Source organism: Oerskovia turbata, from assembly GCF_000718325.1.
GTDB classification, from domain to species: Bacteria; Actinomycetota; Actinomycetes; order Actinomycetales; family Cellulomonadaceae; genus Oerskovia; species Oerskovia turbata.
In genome coordinates, this window is the sequence record NZ_JOFV01000011.1 from 46,636 (window position 1) to 70,946 (window position 24,311).

The 24,311-nt window shown below is 73.8% G+C and carries 24 protein-coding genes; 8 read left to right on the forward strand and 16 right to left on the reverse strand.

Going from position 1 to position 24,311, the window contains the following annotated elements; genetic code table 11:
* Nucleotides 1–70: 70 nt before the first annotated feature.
* Nucleotides 71–1,372 (reverse strand): geranylgeranyl reductase family protein, encoded by a 1,302-nt coding sequence (locus IE95_RS0112800; protein ID WP_030152014.1) that lies wholly within the window; start codon nucleotides 1,370–1,372, stop codon nucleotides 71–73.
* A gap of 212 nt (nucleotides 1,373–1,584) precedes the next feature.
* Nucleotides 1,585–2,280, reverse strand: coding sequence for a demethylmenaquinone methyltransferase (locus tag IE95_RS0112805; protein WP_030152015.1), 696 nt, complete (start codon nucleotides 2,278–2,280; stop codon nucleotides 1,585–1,587).
* 33 nt (nucleotides 2,281–2,313) lie between these two features.
* On the opposite strand from IE95_RS0112805, the gene IE95_RS0112810 reads away from it, so the two are divergent.
* Both IE95_RS0112810 and IE95_RS19010 read left to right on the forward strand, forming a co-directional pair.
* The gene (locus IE95_RS0112810) at nucleotides 2,314–3,717 is read left to right on the forward strand and encodes an isochorismate synthase (RefSeq protein WP_051703077.1); all 1,404 of its coding nucleotides are present in this window, start codon (nucleotides 2,314–2,316) and stop codon (nucleotides 3,715–3,717) included.
* Nucleotides 3,718–3,866: 149 nt separating this feature from the next.
* Nucleotides 3,867–4,427, forward strand: coding sequence for a GNAT family N-acetyltransferase (locus IE95_RS19010; protein ID WP_036571987.1), 561 nt, complete (start codon nucleotides 3,867–3,869; stop codon nucleotides 4,425–4,427).
* A 228-nt stretch (nucleotides 4,428–4,655) separates the two neighbouring features.
* On the opposite strand, the gene IE95_RS0112820 is transcribed toward IE95_RS19010, so the two are convergent.
* The 4 genes from IE95_RS0112820 to IE95_RS0112835 form a co-directional block, all read right to left on the reverse strand.
* Nucleotides 4,656–6,221: a S1C family serine protease gene (locus tag IE95_RS0112820; protein WP_051703078.1), complete on the reverse strand. Its 1,566-nt coding sequence runs from the start codon at nucleotides 6,219–6,221 to the stop codon at nucleotides 4,656–4,658.
* Nucleotides 6,222–6,334: 113 nt separating this feature from the next.
* The gene (gene menD / locus IE95_RS0112825; protein WP_206053336.1) at nucleotides 6,335–8,143 is read right to left on the reverse strand and encodes a 2-succinyl-5-enolpyruvyl-6-hydroxy-3-cyclohexene-1-carboxylic-acid synthase; all 1,809 of its coding nucleotides are present in this window, start codon (nucleotides 8,141–8,143) and stop codon (nucleotides 6,335–6,337) included.
* A complete protein-coding gene (locus IE95_RS0112830; RefSeq protein ID WP_030152020.1) occupies nucleotides 8,140–9,144 on the reverse strand; it encodes an o-succinylbenzoate synthase in 1,005 nt (334 codons plus the stop codon). Before IE95_RS0112830 ends, menD begins: the two co-directional genes overlap by 4 nt.
* Before the next feature lie 49 nt (nucleotides 9,145–9,193).
* Nucleotides 9,194–9,802 carry a TetR/AcrR family transcriptional regulator gene (locus IE95_RS0112835; protein ID WP_051703079.1) on the reverse strand — a complete coding sequence of 203 codons (609 nt, stop codon included), beginning with the start codon at nucleotides 9,800–9,802 and terminating at the stop codon, nucleotides 9,194–9,196.
* Between the two features lie 240 nt (nucleotides 9,803–10,042).
* On the opposite strand from IE95_RS0112835, the gene IE95_RS0112840 reads away from it, so the two are divergent.
* A complete protein-coding gene (locus IE95_RS0112840; protein WP_030152022.1) occupies nucleotides 10,043–11,008 on the forward strand; it encodes a 1,4-dihydroxy-2-naphthoyl-CoA synthase in 966 nt (321 codons plus the stop codon).
* Nucleotides 11,009–11,085: 77 nt separating this feature from the next.
* On the opposite strand, the gene IE95_RS0112845 is transcribed toward IE95_RS0112840, so the two are convergent.
* The gene (locus tag IE95_RS0112845) at nucleotides 11,086–11,340 is read right to left on the reverse strand and encodes a hypothetical protein (RefSeq protein WP_030152023.1); all 255 of its coding nucleotides are present in this window, start codon (nucleotides 11,338–11,340) and stop codon (nucleotides 11,086–11,088) included.
* Nucleotides 11,341–11,526: 186 nt separating this feature from the next.
* On the opposite strand from IE95_RS0112845, the gene IE95_RS0112850 reads away from it, so the two are divergent.
* A complete protein-coding gene (locus IE95_RS0112850) occupies nucleotides 11,527–12,186 on the forward strand; it encodes an RBBP9/YdeN family alpha/beta hydrolase (protein WP_051703080.1) in 660 nt (219 codons plus the stop codon).
* 3 nt (nucleotides 12,187–12,189) lie between these two features.
* On the opposite strand, the gene IE95_RS0112855 is transcribed toward IE95_RS0112850, so the two are convergent.
* Nucleotides 12,190–13,254, reverse strand: coding sequence for a DUF3048 domain-containing protein (locus tag IE95_RS0112855; RefSeq protein ID WP_036571988.1), 1,065 nt, complete (start codon nucleotides 13,252–13,254; stop codon nucleotides 12,190–12,192).
* A 64-nt stretch (nucleotides 13,255–13,318) separates the two neighbouring features.
* Between IE95_RS0112855 and IE95_RS0112860 the strand changes: the two genes are divergently transcribed.
* Both IE95_RS0112860 and IE95_RS0112865 read left to right on the forward strand, forming a co-directional pair.
* Nucleotides 13,319–14,542, forward strand: a complete 1,224-nt coding sequence (locus IE95_RS0112860) for an AMP-binding protein (protein ID WP_036571989.1) — start codon at nucleotides 13,319–13,321, stop codon at nucleotides 14,540–14,542.
* A 10-nt stretch (nucleotides 14,543–14,552) separates the two neighbouring features.
* Nucleotides 14,553–15,422, forward strand: coding sequence for a 1,4-dihydroxy-2-naphthoate polyprenyltransferase (locus IE95_RS0112865; protein WP_030152027.1), 870 nt, complete (start codon nucleotides 14,553–14,555; stop codon nucleotides 15,420–15,422).
* Here the strand turns inward: IE95_RS0112865 and IE95_RS0112870 are convergent.
* The gene (locus tag IE95_RS0112870; RefSeq protein WP_051703081.1) at nucleotides 15,419–15,787 is read right to left on the reverse strand and encodes a DUF4229 domain-containing protein; all 369 of its coding nucleotides are present in this window, start codon (nucleotides 15,785–15,787) and stop codon (nucleotides 15,419–15,421) included. The two genes, IE95_RS0112865 and IE95_RS0112870, sit on opposite strands and share 4 nt — an antisense overlap.
* A gap of 90 nt (nucleotides 15,788–15,877) precedes the next feature.
* Between IE95_RS0112870 and IE95_RS20170 the strand changes: the two genes are divergently transcribed.
* Nucleotides 15,878–16,363 carry a PLD nuclease N-terminal domain-containing protein gene (locus IE95_RS20170; protein WP_084690232.1) on the forward strand — a complete coding sequence of 162 codons (486 nt, stop codon included), beginning with the start codon at nucleotides 15,878–15,880 and terminating at the stop codon, nucleotides 16,361–16,363.
* A gap of 76 nt (nucleotides 16,364–16,439) precedes the next feature.
* Here the strand turns inward: IE95_RS20170 and IE95_RS0112880 are convergent, their stop codons facing one another.
* The 7 genes from IE95_RS0112880 to IE95_RS0112910 all read right to left on the reverse strand — a co-directional run bounded on the left by IE95_RS0112880 (nucleotide 16,440) and on the right by IE95_RS0112910 (nucleotide 23,475).
* A complete protein-coding gene (locus IE95_RS0112880; protein ID WP_051703082.1) occupies nucleotides 16,440–17,738 on the reverse strand; it encodes an LCP family protein in 1,299 nt (432 codons plus the stop codon).
* Nucleotides 17,739–17,805: 67 nt separating this feature from the next.
* Nucleotides 17,806–18,771 (reverse strand): c-type cytochrome biogenesis protein CcsB, encoded by a 966-nt coding sequence (gene ccsB, locus IE95_RS0112885; protein WP_030152031.1) that lies wholly within the window; start codon nucleotides 18,769–18,771, stop codon nucleotides 17,806–17,808.
* Nucleotides 18,768–20,681 (reverse strand): cytochrome c biogenesis protein ResB, encoded by a 1,914-nt coding sequence (gene resB, locus IE95_RS0112890; protein WP_084690234.1) that lies wholly within the window; start codon nucleotides 20,679–20,681, stop codon nucleotides 18,768–18,770. The genes ccsB and resB overlap by 4 nt, the downstream gene beginning before the upstream one ends.
* Entirely contained in the window at nucleotides 20,681–21,505 is an 825-nt protein-coding gene (locus IE95_RS0112895; protein ID WP_030152033.1) for a cytochrome c biogenesis CcdA family protein, read from the reverse strand. Before IE95_RS0112895 ends, resB begins: the two co-directional genes overlap by 1 nt.
* Before the next feature lie 3 nt (nucleotides 21,506–21,508).
* Nucleotides 21,509–22,126 carry a TlpA family protein disulfide reductase gene (locus tag IE95_RS0112900; protein ID WP_051703083.1) on the reverse strand — a complete coding sequence of 206 codons (618 nt, stop codon included), beginning with the start codon at nucleotides 22,124–22,126 and terminating at the stop codon, nucleotides 21,509–21,511.
* Nucleotides 22,127–22,178: 52 nt separating this feature from the next.
* Nucleotides 22,179–22,868, reverse strand: a complete 690-nt coding sequence (locus IE95_RS0112905) for a histidine phosphatase family protein (RefSeq protein WP_030152035.1) — start codon at nucleotides 22,866–22,868, stop codon at nucleotides 22,179–22,181.
* 82 nt (nucleotides 22,869–22,950) lie between these two features.
* Nucleotides 22,951–23,475, reverse strand: a complete 525-nt coding sequence (locus IE95_RS0112910; RefSeq protein WP_030152036.1) for a MarR family winged helix-turn-helix transcriptional regulator — start codon at nucleotides 23,473–23,475, stop codon at nucleotides 22,951–22,953.
* Between the two features lie 194 nt (nucleotides 23,476–23,669).
* Here IE95_RS0112910 and IE95_RS0112915 point away from each other — a divergent pair, with 194 nt between their 5' ends.
* Nucleotides 23,670–24,221, forward strand: a complete 552-nt coding sequence (locus IE95_RS0112915; protein WP_030152037.1) for a YceI family protein — start codon at nucleotides 23,670–23,672, stop codon at nucleotides 24,219–24,221.
* The last annotated feature ends 90 nt before the right edge of the window (nucleotides 24,222–24,311 follow it).

A 24,311-nucleotide genomic window follows, 5' to 3' on the forward strand; every position in this document is an offset into this window, starting at 1 on the left:
TCCGAGAGGGACGAGGGTGGTGACTGCGGGTACAGCGAGGACGGCGTCGTTGCCGTCGCACCGAGGAGTCTCATGCCGATGGCACCACCCTCGTCAGGCCTGCGATGACCCGGTCGACGACGTCGCCACCGCGGGGTTCGTAGCAGTCGGACAGCAGCTTGAGGACGAAGCGCATGACGAGCGGCCGGGGCAGCCCGTACTTCGTGCACAGCCGCATGATCTCGGGGTGCTCGATGAGCCGCACGAAGTACCGGCCGAGCGTGTAGTAGCCCCCCAGGTCGCGGCGCATGATCTCGGGGTACGTCGCGAGCGTGCGCTCGCGGGCGGCGTCGGTGCTACGGGCCCGGGACTGGGCGACGACGTCCGCGGCGACGCGCGCGGCCTGCATCGCGTACGCGATGCCCTCGCCGTTGAAGGGGCTGACCATGCCGCCCGAGTCGCCCACGAGCACGACGCCGCGCGAGTAGAGGGGCTTGCGGTTGAAGCCCATGGGCAGCGCGGCACCGCGCACGGGGCCGAGCTGGTTCTCCGGCGTGAACTCCCACTCGGCGGGGGCGTTGGCCATCCACCTGGCGAACAGGTCCTTGTAGTCCACGTTCGCGGCGGACTGGCGGGCGGGGGTCGAGTTGACCGACCCGAGGCCGACGTTCGCGGTGCCGTCGCCGAGCGCGAAGATCCAGCCGTAGCCGGGCAGCAGGTTCGACCTCCCGGCCGGCCCGTCCCACAGCTCGAGGTGCGACTCCATCCAGGCGTCGTCGTGCCGCGGGGTCTTGAAGTAGGTGCGGACGGCGACCCCCATGGGGCGGTCCTGGCGCTTCTCGAGGCCGAGCGCGAGCGCGAAGCGGGACGAGACGCCGTCGGCCGCGATGACGACCGGGGCGCGCAGCTCGTGCTCGTCGCCCGCGCGGCGACCGTTCTCGTCGAGGGGGCGGGCCGTGACGCCCACGACCCGGCCGGTGCGCTCGTCGAGGAGCGGGCCGGTCACGTTGGTGCGCTCGAGGAGCTTGGCGCCCGTGCGCTGCGCGTGCTCGGCGAGGGTCTGGTCGAGGTTCATGCGGGAGCGCGCGAGCCCGTAGGAGGGGTACGCCTTGAGCTCGGGCCAGGGCAGCTCCCACCGGCGACCGCTCGCGACGACGCGCAGGCCCTTGTTGCGGATCCAGCCGTCCTCGGCACGCGTGGGGACGCCCATGCGGACGAGCTCGCCCACGGCGCGCGGCGTGAGGCCGTCGCCGCAGATCTTGTCCCGGGGGAACGAGGCCTTCTCGAGGAGGAGGACGCTCAGCCCGGCGGCGGCGCAGTAGTGGGCCGCGGTGGCACCGGCGGGTCCGGCACCCACGACGATGACGTCGGCGTCATCGGTCCGCTCACGCACGTTCTCACCTCGCTCCGCCCTAGGGCACGCCTCAGGAAGACCCTTGTGAAGTCGCTCACAATGGACGTCGCCACTCTAGCCACACATGCTCGCGAATGTGTAGCAAGGCAACCCTTCCTTGCGCGACGAACGCCCTGCTCGCAGAGGCAGGCGGGCAGCACGGAGCGAGGTGCGCCCCGCGTGTCGGGGCGCACCTCGCTCGGTCGGTCGTGTCAGACGGGACGGATCCCGCGGTGCAGCGCGACGAGGCCGCCGCTGAGGTTCCGGTACGCGACGCCCTCCCAGCCTGCGTCGAGCATGAGGTGCGCGAGCTCGGGCTGCGTGGGCCAGGTCCTGATGGACTCGACGAGGTACTCGTACGACCCCTTCTCCTTGGTCACGGCCCCCGCCACGACCGGCAGCATCCGCATGAAGACGTCGGTGTAGAGCACGCGGAACGGCTTCCACGTCGGCTCCGAGAACTCGCACACGACCAGGCGCCCGCCCGGGCGTGTCACACGCAGCATCTCGCGCAGGGCGGCGCTCGTGTCCACGACGTTGCGCAGACCGAACGAGATCGTCACGGCGTCGAACGACGCGTCGGCGAAGGGCAGCGCCGTGGCGTCCCCCGCGACGAAGGGCAGGTCGGGGCGTCGGCGCTTGCCGACCTGGAGCATGCCGACCGAGAAGTCGCACGGCACGACCTCGACGCCCTCGTCCGCGAACGGCTCGCTCGACGTGCCCGTCCCGGCCGCGAGGTCCAGGACACGCTCGCCCGGCAGCGCCGCGACCGCGTCGACCGTGTGCCTGCGCCACCGCCGGTCCTGCCCCAGGGAGATGAGGTCGTTCGTGAGGTCGTAGCGACGGGCGATCCCGTCGAACATGGAGGCGACCTCGGTGGGCTTCTTGTCCAGGCTGGCTCGCGACATGCCGCCCATCGTTTCACGCCTACGCTGGAGGCGATGACTGAGCACTCCCACCTCCCGGCAGGCCCCGACGACCTCGGCACCGCCCCGGCAGGGTCCCCCCGCACCGGCTCCCCCGGCTCGCCCGCCGTCCCGCGCCTCGTCGTGCGCACGACGAGGTTGCCCGACGGGCTGCCGGACGACCTCACCGCACTGACCGACCTCCTGCCCGACGCCCGACCGCTCGCCTGGGTGCGGCGCGGCGACGGGATCGTCGGCTGGGGCGAGACCCTCCGCGTCGAGTCGTGGGGCCCGGGTCGTTTCGCCGACGCCGAGGAGGCCTGGCAGGAGCTCCTGGGGTCCGCCGTCGTGCACGACGAGGTGTCCCTGCCGGGCACCGGCCTCGTCGCGTTCGGGTCGTTCGAGTTCGACGACGCCTCGGGGACCACCGGATCCGCCCGCCCGGGCGGCACGATCGTCGTCCCCCGGGTCGTCGTCGGACGCCGCGGCGGCACGGCCTGGGTCACGACCGTCGCGCGGGGCGACACCCTGCCCGACGACGTCGCGTCCGTCCTCGACCCGACCCACCGCACACCCGTGGTCGGGCCGGGACGGGTCACCACGGTCGACGGGTCGCTCAGCGCGCAGGACTGGACCGCGGTCGTCGCCGAGGGAGTCGACCGCATCCGCCGGGGCGACCTCGAGAAGGTCGTGCTCGCACGGGACGTGATCGCGACCGCCGAGCGGCCCGTGGACCCCCGCTGGATGCTCGGACGTCTCGCGACCGCGTACGACGCGTGCTGGACGTTCTCGGTCGGCGGCATGGTCGGCGCGACCCCCGAGCTGCTCGTGCGCAGCGAGAAAGGTCTCGTGACCTCGCGCGTGCTGGCCGGAACGATCCGCCGGTCGGGCGGCGCCGAGGCCGACGACGACTCGCTGCTGCGCGCCGCCCACCTGGCCCGCTCGTCCAAGGACCTCGAGGAGCACGAGTACGCGGTCGCGTCGGTCGCCGACGCGCTCGCCCCCTTCTGCTCGTCCATGAACGTCCCCGACGCGCCGTTCGTGCTGCACCTGCCCAACGTGCTGCACCTGGCCTCCGACGTCACGGGGGTGCTCGTGGCCGGGGCCGACGGGCGCCCGGCACCCACGAGCCTGGCGCTCGCGGCCGCGCTGCACCCCTCGGCCGCGGTGTGCGGGACGCCGACCCTCGCGGCCCGCGACCTCATCCGGGAGATCGAGGGCATGGACCGTGCCCGCTACGCCGCGCCCGTGGGGTGGTTCGGCGCGGACGGCGACGGCGAGTGGGGCATCGCGCTGCGCTCGGCCGAGCTGTCGGCCCGGGACCCGCACCACGTGCGCCTCTTCGCGGGCTGCGGCATCGTCGCGGCCTCCGACCCCGCGGCCGAGCTCGCGGAGTCCGAGGCCAAGCTCGAACCCATGCGGTACGCGCTCGGGGAGTGAGACGGGCGTCCGCACGGTGGACGCGTCTCCACCGTTGGAACGGCGCCAGGACGCCGGACTCCACCCGTGGTTTCGTGAAGTACGCGACGGATCGACCGTTCGACGGACAGGTCTCGGAAGTGGCCGGTCCCGCCTGTTAAGTTCACCCGGTGACCGACGCGACGACGATGACTCTGGCCCCCACGCAAAGCGACGTCGCCGTACGCCGCGCCACGACCGCAGACCGTGAGGACCTCTGGCTCCTCGTCGTCCGCCTCCAGCCGGACGCACCGGACCGGGCCACGCACGACCGCGTCGTCGGGCCCCTGCTGCGGGCGCTCGACACCCTGCTGCTGGTCGCCGAGGACTCGACGGGCGTCGTCGGCTATCTCCTGGCCAGCCAGCGCCTGACGTTCACGGCCAACGGCGCGGTCGTCGAGATCGACGAGATCGCCGTCGACCCCGCGGCCGACCGTACGACCGTCGCCGGACAGCTCGTCGCCGCCGTCGAGGCCTGGGGCCAGGAGTTCCGGGCCACGCGCGTGACGCTCGCCGACGTCCTGCCCCGCGAGGTGGCCGACGCGCTCGGGTACACGACCACCGAGGTGCGCTCGACCAAGACGCTCGCGCTGCTCGACGCCGACCCCCTGCTCACGTCCCCCTGGGACGGTCCCGCCGTGATCGCCGCCCCGACGCCGGACGACGAGGCGCTACCGGTCCGCGACCAGTAGGCCGGACGCGAGGATGCCCCGGTCCGTACGGCGAACCGTACGGACCGGGGCATCCGTGCCGAGGGGCGCCCGCAGGGGAACAGAGCCTCACCTCGGTGGTCCCGCCGGTCGACAGGGGGGAACGCGGACCGGGGGACGCTCGAAGGACCGCAGCGGCGTCGGCCGACGGCGGGCACAGGGGGGATCCCCGCCGCCACCGCCGACGCCGCCGGGCCCGGCTGTGGCGCCTCAGCCCTGACCGTTGAACCAGTCGAAGGGGTTGGGCAGGTTGTTCGGGCTGGACTGGTCGGAACCGCTGCCCGGCGCCCGCTGGCCCGAGCCGTCCTGGCTCGAACCACCCTGGTCGGAGCCCGAGCCCTGCCGGCCCGAGCCGCTCTGGTCGCCCGAGGTCGTCTCCGTCGGCTTGGCGGCGAGCGTCACGTCGACGTCGACCGTCTTGCCGTCCCGGACCAGCGTGACCTTCGCGACGTCACCGGTCGCACGCTCGCGCACGAACCCGGTGAGCGACTCGGCGCCGCTCACGGGGTTGCCGTCGATCGCGACGATCACGTCACCGGTCGTGATGCCTGCCTCGGCCGCCGGGGAGCCGTCCGAGACAGACCTGACCTCGGCGCCGCGGCGCGTGACGCCGTCGGCCGTGGCCGTCGCGTCCGTCATGCTCACGCCCAGGAACGCGTGCTCGGCCGTGCCGTTCTCGATGAGCTGCGCGCTGACGTTCTTCGCGAGGTTCACCGGGATGGCGAAGCCCAGGCCGATCGAACCGGACTGGTTCGACGTGGTCGCGATCGACGAGGTGATGCCGATGACCTGGCCCTGCGCGTTGAACAGCGGCCCGCCGGAGTTGCCCGGGTTGATCGCGGCGTCGATCTGGATCGCGTTCGTGACCACGGTGCTGCCGCCGTCGGAGCCCGACGCGGCGACCGGGCGGTCGAGCGCGGACACGATGCCGGTCGTGGCCGTGTTGGCCAGGCCGAGGGGGTTGCCGACGGCCAGGACCGACTCGCCCACGGTGACGTCGTCGGAGTCTCCGAACGAGGCCGGCGTGAGGTTGCTCGGCGGGTCGACCAGCTTGACCACCGCGAGGTCGGTCGTCGGGTCGAGACCCACGATCTTCGCCTCGTACAGGCGACCGTCGCTGAGAGTGACCTGGACGGTGTCGTCCTGCGCACCCTCGACGACGTGGTTGTTCGTCAGGACGTGGCCCTCGGTGTCGATCACGACGCCCGACCCCTCGCCTCCGCCGGCGGCCGTGGTGACCTGGATCGAGACGACCGACGGCGCGACGGCGCTCGTCACGGCCTGCCAGTTCGGGTTCTCCGACGTCGAGTCCGAGACCGGGACCGTCGAGCTCCCCTCGGCCTCCCCGACCGACGCGAGCGAGCTGCGGGTCGAGCCGTCGCCGTCGAGGACGCCGAGCAGCCCGGCGGTGCCGGCGCTCGCGAGGACCGCGGCCGCAGCGGCGGCGCCGACCACGGGGATCCACGTCCTGCTGCGCCTGGTCGCGGCCGGGGCGTGCTGCGGCGGCGCGTACGGCCCCTGCGCGGCGTACGGCGCGTGCTGCTGCGGCGCGGGCTGCTGGGGTGCCGGCTGCTGCGGCGCGGGCTGCGCCGGCGGCGCGGGCACGGGACCCGGGTGCGGGGCGGCGAAGTGCTGCCGCGCGGGTGCCTGCGGGGCGGGGGCAGCCGGGCTCGTCGGGGACACGGGGAGCTGCTGCGTGGGCTGCGCCTCGATGCGCTGGGTGTCGCCGTCGCGGGGAGCCTGGGGCTCGGGGACCTGCGGGGTGTTCTCGGTCATGGGGTGTTCCCTCCTCGTTCGTTCTGAGGACTACTTCACACCCCGGCGCTGGAACGTCCCTTGAACGTCCCTGTGAGTTCGCTGCGAGTTCCCGACGGCCCCTGGGAGGGTTCTCAGGCGCCCGTCCCGGCGCTGCCACGGCCGTCGCGCCCCCGTGGCAGCACGCGCCGCACGGCCTCGGCGACGTCGGCGGCGAGCGCTGCACCCTCGGCGCGTCGTCCCGCACGCTCGACGCGGACCTCGACGACCTCGACCCCGCGGGGCACGCGCGCAAGCTCGGCCCGGAGGTCAGCGGTGTTCGTGACGAGCCGGTGGCGGACGCCGTACCCCGCGCACAGCGCTGCCAGGTCGGCACCGTGCGGCGTCGAGAACGCGCGTTCGAACGCCGTCGCCGTCTCGGGGGCGTCCTCGGCGAGCGCCCCGTACTCGAGCGTCGCGAAGATCGAGCCGCCGTCGTCGTTGACCACGACGACCTGGAGGTCTGCGGCGGGCTCGTGCGGTCCGCGCAGGAGCCCGCCCACGTCGTGCAGGAACGTGAGGTCGCCCACGACCGCGCGCGTGCGCCGGCCCGCGCGCGCCGCGGAGAGCGCGACCCCCGTCGCGGTCGCCAGCATCCCGTCGATGCCCGCGAGCCCGCGGTTGGCGAGCACGAGCGGCGAGACGTCCCAGTCGACCACGAGGTCGAGGTCGCGCACCGGGTTGCTCGACCCGACCACGAGGACGTCGTCGGGGCCCGAGGCCTGGGCGACCGCTGCCGCGACGGCGAGCGGCGTCGTCGGGCCGGGGGCGGACGACCGGTCGGCGACGACCTTGCGCGCCGCCTCCCCCGCGCCGCGCCACACGTCGAGCCAGTGCGGGTCGCCCGCCGGTCCCGACCACCACCCGGCCGGGACACCGGGCAGGATCGCGCTCGCCGAGCGCGCCGCGTCGGGCCAGGGCCCGCCCCCGGGCGCGACGACGAGCACCTCGACGTCCGCGCGCGCGAGGAGCCGCTGGACGGGGCGCGAGAGCGTGGGGCGCCCCATGACGACGACGCGCTCGACCTGCTCTCCCAGCGCGCCCAGCACGAGCCGGTGCGCCGCGATCGCGTGGCTGCCCGCGGCGGCCCCCGACGACGCCTCGGCGAGCAGGGGCCAGCCCCGCGCCTCGGCGAGGCGTCGCGCGTCCGCCCCCGCTCCGTCGCCCGCGACGAGCACGGTCGCCGGGGACGGGTCGAGCGGCCACGGCCCGACGTCGTCGCGCACCCCCGCCACGAGGGTCCGGTCGGGAGAGACCCAGGCCTCGTCGGCACCGGACGACAGCGCTCCCAGCGACGCAGGAGGCACGAGCGGCTCACGGAACGCCACGTTGAGGTGCACCGGGCCGGGATACCGCGAGCGGGTACCGCGGGCCGCGGCGAGCGCCCGGACGAGGACCGCACGCAGGTCCCTCAGCTCGCCCGGCCGCCCGTCCGGCGCCGGGACGTCGGCCGCCTGGCGGACCGCGGCCCCGAACAGCCCGACCTGGTCGGTCGTCTGGTTCGCCCCCGTGCCGCGCAGCTCGTGCGGCCGGTCGGCCGTGAGCAGCACGAGCGGGACCCCGGCATGGTGCGCCTCGAGCACCGCGGGGTGCAGGTTGGCGGTGGCCGTCCCGGACGTCGTCACCACGGCGACGGGGAGCAGCCCGCCCGGTCCCTCGGTCGTCCACGACCCGCGCGAGAGCCCCAGGGCCAGGAACGCGGCGGACCGCTCGTCGATCCGCACGTGCAGCGTGAGCAGGCCCGCCGCGTCGGCCGCGGCGAGCGCGTAGGCGAGCGCAGCGCTGCGGGACCCCGGCGACACGACGACGTCGCGCACCCCGTCAGCGACGAGACCCGCGACGATCTCGCGGGCCGCCGCGACCGCAGGCGGCAGGGCCGGGCCCTCCCCGTCGGCGGCGCTCACGCCGCCGCTCCGTCGAGGAGGGCACCCACGCGCCGGTACCGCTCGACCCACCGCTCGGCCGTGGCCCGGTCCGCGGACGCGCGCGCGAGAGCCGCCGCCGACGGCTCAGGACGCCGGACCACGATCTCGCCGCCCACGGGCAGCAGCGGCTCGTCGACCACGTCGTACGTCAGGAGCTGGGCCGTCGCGAGACCGCACGCGAAGGGAAGCTCGGGAAGGGCCGCCGCGAGCGCCAGCCCGGCAGCCAGCCCGACCGAGGACTCGAGCGCGGACGAGACCACCACGGGCAGCCCGACCCGCTCGGCCAGGTCGAGGCATGCCCGGACCCCGCCGAGCGGCTGGACCTTGAGCACCACGACGTCCGCGGCCTCGGCCCGCAGCACCGCGAACGGGTCCTCGGCGCGGCGGATCGACTCGTCGGCGGCCACCAGGACCGACGTCGCGCGGCGCACCGCGGCGAGGTCCTCGACGCTCGCGCACGGCTGCTCGACGTACTCGAGCCCGCCGGCCGCGCGGTCGAGCAGCGGCAGTCGCCGCAGGGCCTCGTCGAGCTCCCAGCCGCCGTTGGCGTCGACCCGGATCCGGCCGCCCGGCCCCAGGGCGTCCCGGACGGCCTCGAGGCGCGCGACCTCCTGGTCGACCGGTTCGACGACGCCGCGCCCGTCGCGCTGCGCGACCTTGACCTTGGCGGTCCGGCAGCCGTCGGACGACGTCACGATGTCGTGCGCGCGCTGCGGGTCCGTCGCGGGGACCGTGACGTTGACCGGCACGCTCGCCCGGACCGGCGCCGGCCAGCCCTCGTCCGCGGCCTCCCGCGCCGCCCGCAACCACGCGCCGGACTCGGCGTCGTCGTACTCCCAGAACGGCGAGAACTCGGCCCAACCGGCCTCGCCCCGCACGAGCAGACCGTCGCGCGCGTCGAGGCCGCGGAAGCGGGTGCGCAGGGGCGTCGACCAGGCGACGAGACGAGGGCTCGGGGTCGAGAGGGACGTGGGAGGCACGGTCACAGGCTATCTCCGTGCCGGGCCCCGGGGCGGCGCGAGCCGCGCGTCAGGCGGTGCCGAGCAGCTCGGTGACACAGTCGACCGCGAGGTCGCGGACGGTGCGCCCCTCGCACAGCGCGGTGACCGCGGCACCGTCCACGACCGCGATCAGCAGGACCGCGGAGAACCGGAGACCGAGCTGCGCGAGCAGCTCGTCGACGACGACGTCGAGCTCCCCTCGGCCCTGCGCGAACGCGGTCGCGAGCACCGGGCTGCGTCCCGCGCTGACCACGTGCTCGTAGAAGCCGAGCAGCTCTCCGTGGTCCCCTGGCGGGAGCACGGCGTCCACGAGCAGGAGCGCGCGCGAGCGCGTGCTCAGCGCGTCGACCCCGCCGTCGGCGACCGCGTCCGCGACCGCGTGGCCGATCGCCTGAGCACGGTCCGCCCAGTCCCGCACGATGCGCTGCCCGGCCGCCGCGAGGAGGTCGTCGAGGCCCGAGAAGTAGTAGGTCGTCGCCGCGAGCGGCACGTCCGCCTGCGCGGCCACGGACCGGTGCGTCACGCTCGACGGACCGTCGCGCAGGATCAGCTCGGCAGCGGCCGACACGATCGTGTCGCGGCGCTGCGTGCCCCGGGCCTGCCTGCGGGGGACGTGCTTCTCGGTCTCTGGGGCCATCAGTGACTTCCTCCGGGAGGTTTCGAGGCCGACGACCCTCCACGACGAGGACCAGCGACATGATCTTGAGCACACAAGGGGCTCCACCGAAGTACACGACTGCGTGCACCGCCGTCAAGACCTCCAAGGTCCTCGCCTCCACACCGTAGGGCACGAGGACCGCCCCCGGTGTCCCGCGTCCGCCCCGGACATCTCGGCACGGACCCCGCTCCCGCGTCCCGGGAGGCTAGGGTGACGGTCGTGAGCAGCATCCCCGCACAGGTGTCCGAGACGTTCGACCCCCAGGCCTGGCGCACCGTCGCCGGCTTCGAAGGGCTCACCGACATCACGTACCACCGCGGTGTCGAACGCGGCACGCGCGACGGCGAGGCGCACGAGCGCGACCTGCCCGTGGTCCGCGTCGCGTTCCACCGACCCGAGGTCCGCAACGCGTTCCGCCCGCACACCGTGGACGAGCTCTACCGGGTCCTCGACCATGCCCGCATGACCTCCGACGTCGGCACGGTCCTCCTCACGGGCAACGGTCCGTCGGCCAAGGACGGCGGCTGGGCGTTCTGCTCGGGCGGCGACCAGCGCATCCGGGGGCGTGACGGCTACCGGTACACCACGAGCGAGGACGCCCAGACGGCCGACGCGATCGACCCCGCCAAGGCCGGGCGGCTCCACATCCTCGAGGTCCAACGTCTCGTCCGGACCATGCCCAAGGTCGTCATCGCCGTCGTCAACGGCTGGGCCGCGGGCGGCGGGCACTCGCTGCACGTCGTCGCGGACCTGTCGATCGCGAGCCGCGAGCACGCCCGGTTCAAGCAGACCGACGCCAACGTGGGCTCGTTCGACGCAGGCTACGGATCGGCGCTCTTCGCCCGGCAGGTCGGCCAGAAGCGCGCCCGCGAGGTCTTCTTCCTCGCCCGCGAGTACTCGGCCCAGGACGCCTACGAGTGGGGTGCCGTGAACGAGGTCGCGGACCACGCGGACCTCGAGCGGCTCGCGCTCGAGTACGCACGGATCATCGCGACCAAGTCGCCGCAGGCGATCCGCATGCTCAAGTTCGCGTTCAACCTCGCGGACGACGGGCTCGCGGGCCAGCAGGTCTTCGCGGGCGAGGCCACGCGACTGGCGTACATGACCGACGAGGCCGTCGAGGGGCGCGACGCGTTCCTCGAGCGCCGCGACCCGCAGTGGGACGGCTTCCCGTACTCCTTCTGACGGGAGGGTCGGGCCGGTCGGCTCTCACCGGGGACGACCAGGGCTGGACCAGGCGACCGGGACGGCCGTGCCGAGGGTCAGGACCCGGACGCGAACGTGGCGAGCATCTCGACGATCCCGCGACCCGCGAAGGCCACCGCGACCGCCAGCCCGAACAGCAGGACGATCGAGACGACGACAGGCCCGACCGACGCGGCCGGGCGTGCGCCGGTCTCGTCGTCGTCCTGGTCCTCGGAGCGCAGGGCAGGGCGGGCAGGGGCGATCGAGGGCGGGAACGGGGTGACCGTGGACGTGGGCTCGAACGGGCTCTGGGTGGGGTTGATCGTTGCCATGCCTCTACGTTCCCGCGAACCCCACGGTCACCACATCGGCCCACCGGCTCGACCTCGCGCCCTCGCGGTCAGTCCCAGGGGTGAGCGGGTCCTCCCCCGGGAGGATGAGCCGCGCACCGGCCGGTCGCGACGTCGGGCTGCGCCGGGTGGCACGCGGTCGACGCGACAGGCGATAGCGTTCCGGGCATGACCGTTCTCGACGACGACGCCGCGACGACCGACCTGCCCCGCGCACAGCCCCACGACGCTCCCCCGCCCGTGACCCGGATCGTGACCCGGATCGTGGTCGTGCACGGCCTGGGGGCCTCGTCCGACGACCACTGGTTCGGAGCTGTCCGCGACCGCTACACGCCCCACGGCCTCGAGGTCGTCGTGCCCGACCTGCCGCGCTCGCAGGCGCCGGACCTCGACGCGTGGCTCGACGCCCTCGCCGAGGCGATCGGTCCCCTCGACGAGGGGACCGTGCTCGTGGGGCACAGCCTGGGGTGCGTCAGCATCCTCCAGCACCTCGCCGCCCGGCAGGACGAGTGGCGGCTCGGCGGGCTCGCCCTGGTCGCAGGGTTCGTCGAGGAGGTCCCCGGCATCCCCGAGGTCGACCACTTCGTCGCTCGCCCCCTCGACCCGGCCGGCCTCACGGCGCGCACCCTGCGGCGTCACGTCGTCGTCGCCGACGACGACCCCGTCGTCCCGCGGCACCTCACCGAGACGCTCGCCCGCGTCCTCGACGCCGACCTGACGGTCGTCGAGGGCGGCGGGCACTTCGTCGCGGGCGGCGGCTTCGACCGGTTGCCCGCGCTCGAGGACGTCCTGGACGCCTGGACGCCCCGGCGGGCGAGCGCCCCGTGACCGTCAGCTGACCGAGTAGCTCCCCGACCCGCGCGGGACCAGCTCGACCCAGGTCGCGCCCTGCTCCAGGAGGACGGGCACGCCGTCGGGCCCCGTGAGGACGAGCGGCGACTCGACCGCGTCCTTGGACCACGTCACCGCGACCTGCTTGCCACCGCTCGCCACGAGCCCCTCCCCCGTACCGACGAGCTTGGTCTCCGGCACCGGGTTGCCCGCAGGATCCTTGAACGTCGTGCTCACCATCTCGACGCTCAGCACGACGACGTTCGCCGCCGACAGCCGCACGCCGTCCACCGAGACCGCGGGCGTCGTGCCCTCGCTGCGCAGGAAGGCGTTCTCGTCCGCCCCCCAGGTCCACTGCGGGCGCGAACCGCCCGACAGCCTCACGTCGAGCAGCGCGACCGGTGCGCCCGCGGTCGTCGCCGTCCCGCGCCCGGCGACCCGCGTGTAACCGAACTGTGCCGGCGGCGGGCTCGTCCGCTCCTCGTCTGCCTGGTCCCAGAAGTCGGCGGTCGTCCCGAAGACGTTGTGCGGCGCGCGCTTGCCCCGCTGCTTGAAGAACCCGCCGTCGCCCTGGTCCATGATGATCGACTGGATGCCGGCGGCGTCCACCGCGTCGATGAACGGCTGCTGGGCCCCCGTGTACGCCAGGATCCCCTGCAGAGGTGCGACGATCGCCGGGTCCATGGGGCGGACCGAGCGGATCGGCCCCACCGTCTCGGGTGCCTCGGAGTGGAACACCGCGACGAACCGCGTGATGCCCCCCTCGACCACCTCCTCCCACACGATGTCGGCCGCGTCGAGGCCCGTCTGGGGGCGCGCCTGCGGGAGGTTCTCGATCTTGACGGCCAGCGCGGGGCGCACCGCGACGTCGTCGGACGGGACCCCCGTCAGCGGCCAGGCGGGCGGGACCGCCGGTGCGGGTGGGCTGCCTTTGGCGGCACCGTCGACCGCCGGGACGGTGCTGCTCGGCGCGTCCGTCGGTGCGCCCCCACACCCCGCGAGCGCCAGCAGTCCCGCCACCACGGTCACGGACCACACGGCTCGTGACGTCCTCACCCAGTTCATCCCAGTCCTCACACGTCGTCCAGCCGGTTCCTCGTCACACTACGACGCGACCTAGGCTGGAGGGATGCCACGCGCCGACGGACCCGCACCTGCCGACGTCACGGACCTGCGGACCGCGGTCGCCGACGCCCTGCGCGGGCGAGGCCCGGCACTCGCGCCCACGCCGCTCGCGTACTCGGGTCCGCTGCCCGACGGCACGGCGCTCGTGCTGCGCACCTCGGGCTCGACCGGGCTGCCGCGCGAGGTCGCGCTGAGCGCGGACGCCCTCGTCGCGTCCGCACGCGCGACGCACGACCGGCTCGGCGGCGACGCGCAGTGGCTCCTGACCCTGCCCCCCACGCACGTGGCCGGGCTCCAGGTCGTCCTGCGGTCGGTCGTCGCCGGGACGGAGCTCGTCACCGCGGACCTCGACTCCCCGTTCACCGCGCACGGGTTCGCCGCCGCGACGGCCCGCATGGGCACGGGCCGTCGGTACGTCTCGCTCGTCCCGACCCAGCTCCACCGCCTCCTGCACCCCGGTCCGGGGAGCGGGGCCGCGCTCGACGCGCTGCTCTCGTTCGACGCGATCCTCCTCGGTGGTGCGGCGGCGTCGCCCGCGCTCCTCGCGACCGCGCGCGACGCGGGCGCCGCGGTCGTGACCACGTACGGCATGACCGAGACGAGCGGCGGCTGCGTGTACGACGGCGTACCTCTCGCGGGCGTCCGGGTGCAGGTCGTCGACGGGTCGTCGGGGCGCCTGCTCCCGCCCGACGCCGCCGGGGTCGTCGAGATCGCGGGCCCCGTGCTGGCCACGGGGTACCTGGGCGAGGAGGCGCTCACGGCCGCCACGTTCCGCACCGACGCCGACGGGTCCCGGTGGCTGCGCACGAGCGACCTGGGCTCCCTCGCGCCCGACGGGACGCTCACGGTGCTGGGGCGGGCGGACGACGTGATCGTCACGGGCGGGGTCAACGTGGCCCCGGCCGCGGTCGAGGCCGTGCTCGCGGCTGCGCTCGCAGGAGTCGAGGGTCTCGGCGAGGTCTGCGTGGTCGGTGTCCCTGACCACGAGTGGGGGCAGCGGGTCCTGGCGGTCGTGGAGGTGCGCCCCGCGGCCGGGCAGGACGAGGACGGCGACCGTGCACGCGACCTGCTGGGCCGCGCCCGCCGCGCCGTCGCGACTACGCTGGGACCGCCCGCCGCGCCTCGCGACCTGCTCGTCGTGGCGGACCTGCCCCGCCGCGGGCCGGGCAAGATCGACCGGGCGGCCGTGACCGACCTCGCCACCCGCACAGCACCACGCACCCACTGAACGGAGCACCATGGCCACCTCTGCCGAATGGGTCGCCGGCGCACGCCTGCGCACCCTCCCCGCGGCGGCCGCACCCGTCCTCGTCGGCTCGGGCGCTGCCGCCCAGGTCGACTCCTTCGCGTTCTGGCCCGCGCTCCTGGCGCTGGGCGTCGCGCTCGCGCTCCAGGTCGGGGTGAACTACGCGAACGACTACTCGGACGGGGTGCGCGGGACGGACGTCGACCGGGTCGGACCCATGCGGCTCACCGCGTCGGGGGCCGCGCTCGCGTCCCAGGTGCGCAACGCGGCGTTCGTCTGCTTCGGCGTCGCCGCGGTGCTCGGCCTGGGGCTCGTGGCCCTCACGGGGCACTGGTGGCTCCTGGCCGTCGGTGCGCTCGCGATCGTCGCCGCGTGGTTCTACACCGGAGGCAAGAACCCGTACGGGTACCGAGGCCTCGGGGAGGTCGGGGTGTTCGTTTTCTTCGGGCTCGTCGCGGTCCTCGGCACGACCTACACGCAGGCCGACCGGGTGACGTGGGTCGCGGGGGTCGGGGCCGTGGCCGTGGGCCTGCTCGCGTGCGCGCTCCTGATGATCAACAACGTGCGGGACATCCCCACGGACGTGCTCGCGGGAAAGCGCACCGTCGCCGTGCGCCTGGGCGACTTCCGGGCCCGACGCGCGTACGTCGCCATGATCTGGGTCCCGCTCCTGCTGGGCGTGGTGTGCGCGTTCGCCGCACCCTGGTCGCTGCTCGTGCTGCTCCTGCTGCTGCCCGCGGTGCTGCTCACGCTGCCCGTGATCGCCGGAGCCCGCGGCCCGCTGCTCGTCCCGGTCCTCGCCGGGACCGGGATGTTCGAGCTCGGGTACGGGGTGCTGCTGGGGCTGGGGCTCGCGCTCTAGGAGCTCGAGGTCTGCGCACGACCCGAGCGGTCGGTGCGCTGCTCGGCAGGTTCGGCCGACTCCGCGGAGTCGGTCGGCTCCGCCGGGCCGGCCGACTCCGCCGCATCCACGGCGGCGTCCTCGAACGCCGCGTCGTCCTCGATCTCGCGCGAGAACTGCTCGCCGGTCGCCTTGCGTCGCGCGGCACGCTCCGCGAGGTGGACCGCGGCGCGCTCGCGCGGGCCGCGCAGCACGAGGTAGGAGACGAGGAACGCCAGGACGGCCGCGATGACCGCGCACACGACCCAGTGGCCCAGGTTCAGGGCGTACAGGACGACGAAGAGGACCGCGAAGATCGCCAGGCGCAGCGCGGAGTAGATGACCATAGGCACCCGTCCAGGGTAGGCGCCCGACCTGGGTGCACGGAACCGAGCCCTCTCGTGCCTGCGGGTTGCCAGGCCGCATAGGCTGGGGTCATGTCCCGCGTCCTGCTGACCCTGCTCGCCGTAGGCCTCGCGGTCTACGCCCTCTCCGACTGCGCCACGAGCGACGAGAACGACCGGAGCGGGATCCCCAAGGGACTGTGGATCGTGATGATCATCTTCCTGCCGTTCGTGGGGCCGCTCGCCTGGATCGTCGTCTCGCGCACGCAGCGCACCCGGCACGCGACCGCAGGCGGCGCCCCCGCCCCGGGTCGTGGGCGCCCCGGGGCGCGACGGCGCCCGGCGGCGCCGCTGGCCCCGGACGACGACCCCGACTTCCTGTGGAAGCTCGAGCAGCAGCGACGCCGGGAGGCACGCGGCGAGGGCACCGGAGAGCGCCCGACGGCGGGCCCCACCCCCGGTCGCGCCGCGGACGCGACGGACGGCACGTCGGACGACGACGCCCCGCGGAAGAACCCGTCGGGCGAGACGGACGGGGCACCCGGTGCACCGTCGTCGGGCAGCTCCGACCCCTCCTAGGCTCCCTGGGCGAGGCCGTGCACCCACGGCCTGGCAGTGTCGATCGGTCCGAACGACGCTCAGGTGACGCGCGCGCTCAGCACGTCGCCTGGGCGTCCGCCGAGGTGATCGCCTCACCAGGCGTGCGGTCGGCCAGGGGGTCGACAGGTGCCCCCTGCTCAGGGGTCGCCGGGACGACCGGGTCAGCACCACCCGGGACGCTCGTCCCCTGGGGCGGCACGGGCGGCGCCGCCACCTCCGGGACGACCGGCTGGTCCGCCGCGACCCGCGCCCACACGTCTGCGGCCTCGGCCGTCAGGACCACGCGGTTGACGTTGCCCGGCTGGGGGCCCGACGGGATGGTCAGGAAGGTCACGGCGTCGGGCCGCACCGACCGCAGAGAGAACGCGAGACCCGTGAGATCGACCCCTCCGCTGATCGAGAGCGAGCTCGTCGCGGCGTCCAGGAACTGCAGCAGGTTGGGCAGGTCCGTGAGGACGTTCTGGGAGAGGACCGACTTCGTCATCGCCGCGAGCAGCGCCTGCTGACGACCCATGCGATAGGTGTCGGACCCGTCGCTCAGGCCGTGCCGGGCCCGCGCGAGCGCGAGCGCCTGAGACCCCGTCAGAGTCTGCGTCCCCGCGCTGAGGTGCAGGTCGGCATCCTCGTCGTCCATGTCCTCGGGGATGCACATCGGCACCCCGTCAAGGGCGTCGACCATGGTCTGGAACCCGACGAAGTCCACGACCATGAAGCCGTCCGTCCGCACCCCTGACATCTGCTCGACCGTCATCTGGGTGCACGTCGCCGCCGACGCGAGGTCCTTGCCCCCGAGCCAGCCCCGGGAGAACGCCTCGTTGAAGGTCGCCCGGGACGACGCCCGCGTCGTCCCGCCCCCGGTGACCGCGCACGACGGGATGGCGATCCGCAGGTCGCGCGGGACCGAGACCAGCTCGACCCGCGAGCGGTCCGCCGAGATGTGCAGCAGCATCGTGGTGTCCGAGCGCATGCCCTCCTCGGCTCCCCCGATGGCCTCGTTCGCCCCGGAGCGGTCGTCCGACCCGATCAGGACCAGGTTCACGGGGAGCCCCGCGAGCGGGTCCTGCGGGTCGGGGACCGGGGGCGGCGGGCGCTCGGTCTCGGGAGCCATGAGCGCCTCGTTGTCCACCTGCTGGACGTTCTCCAGCGTCGAGACGAGCACCGCCGTCGCGCCCGAGGCCCCGAACGCGAGGACTGCCGTCGTGACGAGCCCGACGGCCCGCAGCGTACGGTGCTCGCGCCACGCCCGGACGTGCCGGACGCCGCCTCGGCCCGTCACCGCCCGGCCGTCGCCCCGCGCGCCGCGGGCACCCTCGGCGCCGTCGGTCGGCAGGTCGTCCCCCTGGGTGTCGGTCACGAGGGCAGAGCCTAGCCGCCCCACCCGCGCGCACCGGGGACCTCGCCGCGGAGCCGCGCCCCGTGGCTCACTCCTGCGTCGTGATGCCCGAGTACGAGTGCTTGCCGTTGAAGATCAGGTTGACGCCCGTGAAGTTGAACAGCACGCACGCGTAACCGACGAGCACGAAGTACGCCGCGCGTCGCCCGGACCACCCGCGCGTGGTGCGGGCGTGCAGGTAGGCCGCGTACACGACCCAGACGACGAAGCTCCAGACCTCCTTGGGGTCCCAGCCCCAGTAACGGCCCCAGGCGTGCTCGGCCCAGATCGCGCCGCCGATGAGCGTGAAGGTCCACAGCACGAACGCGACCGCGTTGAGCCGGAAGCTCAGCGCCTCGAGCTGCGCGGGCCTCGGCGTCGTGTCGAGCCACCGCCAGGCCGGGTGCCCCAGGAACCCGTTGCCGTTCTCGCGCGAGTCACGCAGGAGCTGGATAGCGGACATGACGAACGCGACCGTGAAGATGCCCGTGGCGATGATCGCGACGCCCACGTGGATGACGAGCCAGTACGACTGGAGCGCAGGCTGGACCCCCGTGGCGTCGAGGAAGAACGAGTTCTGCGCGACCACGAGGAACAGCACCACGAGCCCCGTCACGAACGCCCCGAGGAACCGCACGTCGCGGCGAAGGCTCACCCCGAGGAAGACCGCCATCGCGACGAACGCGCCCACGAGCGTGAACTCGTACATGTTGGCCCAGGGCGCACGGCCGGCCGCGATGCCGCGGGTCACGATCGCCGCGAGCAGCAGGATCGTCCCGAGCCACCCCGTGGAGATGCCGATGCCCGCGGCCTTGCGCGAGACCGGCGTGGGCGGGGTGTCCACGGCGACGGCGACCGGGGCGTCGGTGTCACCGGAGGCGTCGGCGGTCACGGGTTCGGCGGCAGGTTCCTTGGCCCCCAACCGGGACAGGTCGATCGCGAACGCGACGAACGCGACCGTGAGGGCGGTCGCGGCCGCCCACACCAGGTCGGAGCTCAGGTCGGCAACGGTCATCGGTCAGCCTTTCGTGGTCGGTCGGGTCGAGCCTGACCGTCGGTGCGGGGGGAGGACGCGGTGCGCGGCGTGGCGGCGCGCTCGGCTGGTGGGTCGTTCGTGGGTGGTGTCCCGGGCAGCGACTCGACCAACCGGTCGACCTCGCCCTGGAGCCCGGCGTCGTCCCCGCGGGCGAGCCCCGCGACGCTCACGACGGTACGCCGCTCGGGCGTGGCGCCGTCGGGCGTCTCCTCGTCCCACACCCGCAGCCACACGCGACGGCGAGGCGTGAAGAGCGAGACGGCGAGGCCTGCGAGAGCGCCGAGCGAGAAGACGAGGATCCACACGAGCGCGGGGTCGTGGCGCAGGTCGAGGGCGACGTAGCGCGGGACCGCGCCCTCGGCGAACGTGATGGTGCCCAGGCCGTCGGGCAGGTCGACGGTCTCACCCGGGGCGACGAGCACCCGGACGCGCTCCCCCTCGGCGTCGACCGAGGGCGTGAGCGTGTCCGTGTTGAGGCGGTACACGTTCTGCGGCAGGCCCTCGTCGAGCCCCAGGTCGCCCCGGTAGACCTCGAGGACGAGCAGCGGATTGATCGGTTGCGGGAAGGTCGAGCGCGCGCCCACCTCGTCGACCTCGGCCGTGGGCAGGAAGTACCCGACCAGGCCGATCTGGTCGAGGCCCGGCGACGTGTCCGGCACCTTCACGACGCCGCGCGAGGTGTACATGGTGTCCTCGGGCAGGAAGGGCACGCGGCCGGCGAACGCGACCTGGCCCTCGGCGTCGTGGATCGTGATCTCGGGGGCGTAGCCGTTGCCCTGGAGGTAGATCTTGGCGCCGCCCGCGACGATGGGGTGGTTGACCTTGATCTGCTCCTGCGCGGACGTGCCGTCGGGGTCACGCACCGTGACGTGGGCCGTGAAGTCGCGCGACTGCGCGAACGCCACGGCGTCCATCGCGAACTGCGCGTCGAACGAGTCGAGCGTCATGGAGAACGGGACGAGCGAGGCCGGGCTGAACAGCGAGCCGTTCTCGAACGTGTCGTAGTCGACGACCGCGTTCGCGAACCCGCGCCCCTCGGTGATGATCGCCTGGCCGCGGAAGTGCAGGAGCTGGCCCGTGGCGACCGCGACGAGCAGCCCCAGCAGGGACAGGTGGAAGACGAGGTTCCCGGTCTCGCGCAGGTAGCCCCGCTCGGCGGCCACGGTCCGCCGCTCGGGCAGGCCACGGTCCGGGTCGGCGGGCTCGACCCCGACGTCGACGCGGAACGTCGGCAGCCAGCGCAGCCGGCCACGCAGGTGCTTCGCCGCCGCGTCCACGACCGCCTCGGGCGTCGCGGTGCTGGTCGTCTCGGCCTTGGCCGGGAAGCGGTCGAACCTGCGGGGTGTGCGGGGCGGCCGGTTGCGCACGGCGTGCAGGTGCGCAGCGGTGCGCGGCAGGATGCAGCCCACGAGCGAGACGAACAGCAGGATGTAGATCGCGGAGAACCACACCGACGCGTAGACGTCGAAGAACCCGAGCCGGTCGAGCCACTCCCCGGTGCCGGGGTTGTCCTGGAGGTACGTCAGGACGGCGGCCGGGTCCTGGGGGCGCTGGGGCAGCACCGAGCCGGGCACGGCGGCGACGGCGAGCAGCATGAGCAGCATGAGCGCGACACGCATGCTGGTCACCTGGCGCCACACCCAGCGCAGCGTGCCGCGCAGGCCGAGCGCGGGCAGCTGCGGGGCCGGGCCGCCGGGCGAGTCGGTACCGCCGGGCGAGTCGGTACCGGCGGGCGTGGCGTCGTCGGCGGACCCGGCGCGTCCCTTCCGGCCCGACGGCGCCGCTCCCGTCACGGGCGCGGCCTCCTCCTCGGCAGTGCTCGCCTCGGGCTCGGGGTGGCTGTAGGTGTCGTCGATGCCCTCGGGGCGGTACAGGTCCTTGTCGCTCATCAGATCACCGTCTCGAAGCCCGTGATGAGCCCGCTGAGACGCGCGGTCCAGGTTCCCCAGACGCCCGTCACGAGGGCGAGCCCGATGAGGATGAGCATGCCGCCGCCGAGGCGCATGATCGCGACGCGGTGGCGCCGGAGGAAGGCCACGGCCTTCTTGGAGCGCTCGAGCCCGATCCCGATGAGCAGGAACGGGACGCCCAGCCCCAGGCTGTAGGCGATCCCGAGGACCGCGCCGCGGCCGGCCGTGGCCTCGTCGAGCGAGAGCGCCATGACGGCCGTGAGGGTCGGGCCGATGCACGGCGCCCACCCGAGGCCGAACACGATGCCGAGCAGGGGCGCCCCCCACAGTCCGGCGGTGGGGCTCACGTGGAGGCGACGGTCCCGCTGGAGGAACGGCATGGCGCCCATGAACGCGAAGCCCATGAGGATCACGACGACCCCGAGGACACGCGTGATGACGTCCTCCCACTCCTTGACGTGGACGCCCACGGCGCCCGCGGCCACCATGAGCAGCACGAACACGAGCGTGAAGCCCGCGACGAACAGGCCCACGCCGGTCACGACGCGCCACCGGCCGGTGGTCCTGGCCGTCTTCAGGGCGGTGCCTCCGCCCCCCGCACGCGTGCCGGCCGTCCCGGCGTTGGCCGCCGCGAGCCCGCTCACGTAGCCGACGTAGCCCGGGACGAGCGGAAGCACGCACGGTGACGCGAACGACACGAGCCCTGCGAGGATCGCGACGGGCACGGCGAGCAGCATCGAGCCGCTGAACGCGGTCGTGGCGAACGTGGAGCCGAGGTCACCGGCGAACGAGAGGGGACCCATGCGTCAGGCGCTCTCGGCGAGCAGGTCGTCGACGAGGGCGCCGAGCGTCGACCCTTCGGCCCGACCGATCACGCGCGCGGCGACCCGGCCCTCGCGGTCGAGCACGACGGTCGTCGGTACTGCCTGGAGCGGGACGGCTCCCTCGAGCGTCGCGATGGCCTCGCCGCGCGTGTCCTCGATCGAGGGGTAGGGCACCTCGAACGTGCGCTCGAAGGCGAGCGCGGCCCCGGCGTCGTCGGTGCTGTTGATGCCGAGCAGGTGCACTCCCTCAGCCGCACGGTCGTTCGCGAGCGCGACCAGGTCCGGCGCCTCGGCCCGGCAGGGGGCGCACGAGGCGTACCAGGTGTTGACGACGACGACGTCGCCCAGCCACTGCGAGGTGTCGACCGCGCCGCCCTCGAAGTCCGTGCCCGTCAGGACCACGGGCTCGTCCCGGTCGGAGACGTCCCAGGTCTTGACCGAGCCGTCGCCCGAGACGTATCCCTGGCCCACGACGTCGTCGGGGCTCGTGGCCCCCGACTCCTGGGAGCAGGCGGTGAGGACCAGGCCGAGCGAGACGAGGGCGACGATCCCGGAGGTCGCGCGGGCGCGACCGTGCCGGGCACGGAAGGGGCGGATCATGGCAGCACTGTCTCTCACCTGCCTGGGCACAACCTGAGAAGCGGCTGGTGCCTCACGCGCCCGAGACCTTCGCGGCACCGGGCAGCAGGTCCGCGACCGGCTCGGTGTAGTGGATGCCGACGAGGCGGTCGCCGTCGAAGCGCAGCGACGTGAGCGAGGCGAGCGAGCACTGACGGTTGCGCGGGTCGTGCCACAGGCGCTTGCCCTCGAACGCGAGGCGGGAGATCCAGATGGGGAGCTGGTGGCTCACGAGCACGACCTCGCGCCCCTCCGCCTGGGCGCGGGCGTCGTGGATCGCGGCGTGCATGCGCGCGACCTGCTGCTTGTAGGGCTCACCCCACGAGGGGCGCATCGGGTTCCACAGGTAGGGCCAGTGGCCCGGGTGCCGCAACGAGCCGTCGCCCACGCCGAACTTCATGCCCTCGAAGTGGTTGCCGGCCTCGATGAGGCGCTCGTCCGTCCCGAGCGGCAGCCCGAAGGCCTCCGCGACGGGCGTCGCGGTCTCCTGTGCCCGCTGGAGCGGGGACGCGATGACCAGGGCGACGTCGAAGGGCTCGGGAGCGACGTCGTCGGGCAGGGCGGGGGCACCCTCGGCCGGCTTGCCCGACAGGTGCCCCGCGACGCGACGCGCCATGGTGTGCCCGAGCTCCGAGAGGTGGTAGCCGGGAATTCGACCGTAGAGGATGCCGTCCGGGTTGAAGACTTCGCCGTGACGCATGAGGTGGACCGTGGTTGCGACCATGGGGACCAGTGTCCCAAAGTTCTTCCGCGCACGGTGCACCCGGGCGGCGTGCTCCCGGACACAGACCGGCCGGGTGCCGTCGCTACCGGCTCTCGCGCTCGTCCACGACGCGCTCGTCCACGACGCGGCAGGCCTCGGCGATCGCGGCCATGGCGTCGCCGAGGTTGCGAAGCTGCTCGGGGGTCAGGACGTCGACCATGAAGCGACGCACGGCCCGCACGTGCCCCGGGGCGGACGCGACGAGCTCGGCGTAGCCCGCGTCGGTCATGACGCAGTTCACCCCGCGACGGTCGGTCTCGTTCGCGGACCGGCGGACGAGCCCGCGCTGCTCCATGCGGTGGACGGTGTGCGTGACGCGCGACCGCGACCGGGCGAGGCCGTCGGCGAGGGCCGACATGCGCATCGTGTGGTCGCGGGCCTCGGAGAGGCGCACGAGCAGCTCGTACTCGCCGAGCGTGAGCGCCGAGTGCTCCTCGTGGTCCCTGCTGAGCGCCTCGACGAACCGCGCCGTGCCGTCGAGGTACTGCCGCCACGAGTACTGCTGGCCCTCGTCGAGCCAGGGTGCGTCCTGCGGCGCGGCCGCGCGCCTGTCCTGCTGAACCGTCATCTCCACCTTCATCCGCCACGCCCCCACCGTCCGAACAACCGTCCCAGTCTCCCACCCGGGAACAGGTTCGCTCACCAGGGAATAGAGGGACGTGGGCTTGCGTTGATGCGTTCGTATGAAGTTGAATCTTCAACTAATGGCACGTCGACGGCGCGCCTGACGCACACGCACCACGACCTCTCAGGAGAACACCCATGGCCACGAACCTCCCCGCCGGGCTGACCGCAGGCACCTACGCGATCGACCCCTCGCACTCGCAGGCGACCTTCACCGTCCGCCACGCAGGCATCTCCAAGGTCCGCGGCTCGCTCGCGATCGCCGAGGGCACGCTGAACATCGGTGACGACGTCGAGTCGTCCAACGTCGTCGCCGCGATCGACGCCAAGTCCGTCAACACCGGCGACGCAGGGCGCGACGGCCACCTCCAGTCGGCCGACTTCTGGGACGCCGAGAAGAACCCCACCTGGAACTTCGTCTCGACCGCCGTCGAGGCCGACGACGACGACTTCGTCATCGCGGGCGACCTCACCATCAACGGCGTGACCAAGCCGGTCAAGCTCGAGACCGAGTTCACGGGCACCGCCGTCGACGCCTACGGCAACTCGCGCGCCGGGTTCGAGGCCGAGACCGAGATCTCCCGCAAGGAGTTCGGCCTGACCTGGAACGTGGCCCTCGAGGCCGGCGGCGTGCTCGTCGGCGACAAGATCAAGATCGCGCTCGACCTCTCGGCGATCAAGCAGGCCTGAGCCTCCCGCACCTGACCGGCCTCCGCGTCCCCGGCGCGGCCCGGTACGCCAGGAGCCGGCGACCCCTCACGGGTCGCCGGCTCCTGTGCT

Coding starts and splice junctions, on each gene's coding strand:
- IE95_RS0112820 (WP_051703078.1), bottom strand. CDS start 6,221: ATGACCGAGAACACCCCGCAGGTCCCCGAGCCCCAGGCTCCCCGCGAC.
- IE95_RS0112860 (WP_036571989.1), top strand. CDS start 13,319: ATGCCACGCGCCGACGGACCCGCACCTGCCGACGTCACGGACCTGCGG.
- IE95_RS0112915 (WP_030152037.1), top strand. CDS start 23,670: ATGGCCACGAACCTCCCCGCCGGGCTGACCGCAGGCACCTACGCGATC.
- IE95_RS0112870 (WP_051703081.1), bottom strand. CDS start 15,787: ATGGTCATCTACTCCGCGCTGCGCCTGGCGATCTTCGCGGTCCTCTTC.
- ccsB (WP_030152031.1), bottom strand. CDS start 18,771: ATGACCGTTGCCGACCTGAGCTCCGACCTGGTGTGGGCGGCCGCGACC.
- IE95_RS0112855 (WP_036571988.1), bottom strand. CDS start 13,254: ATGAACTGGGTGAGGACGTCACGAGCCGTGTGGTCCGTGACCGTGGTG.
- IE95_RS20170 (WP_084690232.1), top strand. CDS start 15,878: ATGTCCCGCGTCCTGCTGACCCTGCTCGCCGTAGGCCTCGCGGTCTAC.
- IE95_RS0112895 (WP_030152033.1), bottom strand. CDS start 21,505: ATGGGTCCCCTCTCGTTCGCCGGTGACCTCGGCTCCACGTTCGCCACG.
- IE95_RS0112865 (WP_030152027.1), top strand. CDS start 14,553: ATGGCCACCTCTGCCGAATGGGTCGCCGGCGCACGCCTGCGCACCCTC.
- IE95_RS0112845 (WP_030152023.1), bottom strand. CDS start 11,340: ATGGCAACGATCAACCCCACCCAGAGCCCGTTCGAGCCCACGTCCACG.
- IE95_RS0112810 (WP_051703077.1), top strand. CDS start 2,314: ATGACTGAGCACTCCCACCTCCCGGCAGGCCCCGACGACCTCGGCACC.
- IE95_RS0112905 (WP_030152035.1), bottom strand. CDS start 22,868: ATGGTCGCAACCACGGTCCACCTCATGCGTCACGGCGAAGTCTTCAAC.
- resB (WP_084690234.1), bottom strand. CDS start 20,681: ATGAGCGACAAGGACCTGTACCGCCCCGAGGGCATCGACGACACCTAC.
- IE95_RS0112850 (WP_051703080.1), top strand. CDS start 11,527: ATGACCGTTCTCGACGACGACGCCGCGACGACCGACCTGCCCCGCGCA.
- IE95_RS0112805 (WP_030152015.1), bottom strand. CDS start 2,280: ATGTCGCGAGCCAGCCTGGACAAGAAGCCCACCGAGGTCGCCTCCATG.
- IE95_RS0112910 (WP_030152036.1), bottom strand. CDS start 23,475: ATGACGGTTCAGCAGGACAGGCGCGCGGCCGCGCCGCAGGACGCACCC.
- IE95_RS0112900 (WP_051703083.1), bottom strand. CDS start 22,126: ATGATCCGCCCCTTCCGTGCCCGGCACGGTCGCGCCCGCGCGACCTCC.
- IE95_RS0112835 (WP_051703079.1), bottom strand. CDS start 9,802: ATGGCCCCAGAGACCGAGAAGCACGTCCCCCGCAGGCAGGCCCGGGGC.